The 1,526-nt window shown below is 53.3% G+C and carries 3 protein-coding genes, 1 tRNA gene and 1 pseudogene; all 5 read left to right on the forward strand.

The features are described 5' to 3' along the window. A pseudogene (gene tuf, locus WBY09_RS19820) lies at positions 1–168 on the forward strand (elongation factor Tu); the annotation flags it as partial. 131 nt (positions 169–299) lie between these two features. Then, positions 300–375: transfer RNA gene (locus WBY09_RS19825), tRNA-Trp, on the forward strand. A gap of 50 nt (positions 376–425) precedes the next feature. Further along, positions 426–623, forward strand: coding sequence for a preprotein translocase subunit SecE (gene secE, locus WBY09_RS19830; protein WP_040824880.1), 198 nt, complete (start codon positions 426–428; stop codon positions 621–623). A 2-nt stretch (positions 624–625) separates the two neighbouring features. Continuing rightward, on the forward strand, positions 626–1,156 hold the full coding sequence (nusG, locus tag WBY09_RS19835; protein ID WP_008892331.1) for a transcription termination/antitermination protein NusG: 531 nt from the start codon (positions 626–628) through the stop codon (positions 1,154–1,156). A 106-nt stretch (positions 1,157–1,262) separates the two neighbouring features. Further along, the coding region (rplK, locus tag WBY09_RS19840) for a 50S ribosomal protein L11 (protein ID WP_336233679.1) at positions 1,263–1,526 on the forward strand (264 nt) is incomplete at its 3' end.

The raw sequence follows: 1,526 nt of genomic DNA on the forward strand, positions 1-1,526 counted from the left end.
GGTTCGATCGAGCTGCCGGCTGGCACCGAAATGGTTATGCCGGGCGACAACGTTCAGATGACCGCAACTCTCATTGCCCCGATCGCAATGGACGAAGGTCTGCGTTTCGCAATCCGTGAAGGCGGTCGTACCGTCGGTGCGGGTGTTGTTGCGAAAATCATCGAATAATTTTTGAGATTTTGCACGATTGAGTGCTTGATCTTGGATGTGCGGGCGGCTATAACCCGCCCGCACACCCCGCCACCCGGGCGGGATTTAGTCAGGAAGAAGATAAGCTTTTCAACTTTCTGATGTCTTGTAGGAGTGTAGCTCAGTTGGTAGAGCATCGGTCTCCAAAACCGAGTGTCGGGGGTTCGAGTCCCTCCTCTCCTGCCACTTTTTCCGGGTTGTGAAATAAAGCATTAGAAAGCGGTGTAACCCCGACAATGGCTAAAACGTCGCCAGCACAATTCGTACAGCAGGTCCGCTCCGAAGCGAAAAAAGTTTCGTGGCCGTCCCGTAAGGAAACGACTGTTTCGACCATCATGGTTTTCGTGATGGTTGCTCTTGCGTCTGTTTTCTTCTTTGTTGTCGATCAGCTCCTCGCATGGGGTGTTAAGCTGGTCTTTGGTGTTGGGGGTTGATTATGGCGCATCGCTGGTACGTTTTGCACGTTCACTCCGGTTTTGAGAAAAAGGTCGCCCAGTCGATCCGCGAACAGGCCATCAAGAAAGGCCTGGAAGGCGAGATCGAAGAAGTTCTGGTGCCGACCGAAGAAACTGTCGAGGTTCGTCGTGGCGCAAAGGTCAATGCCGAGCGGAAGTTCTTCCCGGGCTATGTCCTGCTGAAGATGGATCTCACTGACGAAAGCTGGCATCTGGTCAAAAACACCGCCAAGGTTACCGATTTCCTCGGTAGCCGTGGCAAGCCGATGCCGATTTCCGAAAAGGAAGCTCAGCACATTCTGCATCAGGTGCAGGAAGGTGTTGATCGTCCGAAGCCGACCATCGCATTCGATATCGGCGAGGAAGTACGTGTTTCCGACGGTCCGTTTGCATCGTTTAACGGGATTGTCGAAGGGGTTGATGAAGAACGTGCACGCCTGAAGGTGTCTGTTTCGATCTTCGGTCGTTCAACTCCGGTCGAGCTGGAATACACCCAGGTCGAGAAGCTTTAAAAAAACGATCTTTAAAATTTAAGTCGCTGCTTGTATACGCAGGCAGCAATCAAGGCGCGGGAGGTCAGCCATGGCCGTACCGCGCGCTTCTTTAAGAGGTACCCTAATGGCGAAGAAAATCGACGGCTATCTTAAGCTGCAGATTCCCGCCGGCAAAGCCAACCCGTCGCCGCCTGTCGGCCCGGCTCTTGGTCAGCGCGGCGTGAATATCATGGAATTCTGCAAGGCGTTCAACGCAGCGACCCAGCAGATGGAACCTGGTATGCCGATTCCGGTCGTCATCACCGTTTATTCCGACCGTTCCTTCTCTTTCGTAACCAAAACCCCGCCGGCATCTTACTTCCTGAAAAAGGCAGCAGGCATTGCCAAG

This window comes from Thalassospira sp. CH_XMU1458 (genome assembly GCF_037027205.1).
Lineage (GTDB): Bacteria > Pseudomonadota > Alphaproteobacteria > Rhodospirillales > Thalassospiraceae > Thalassospira > Thalassospira tepidiphila.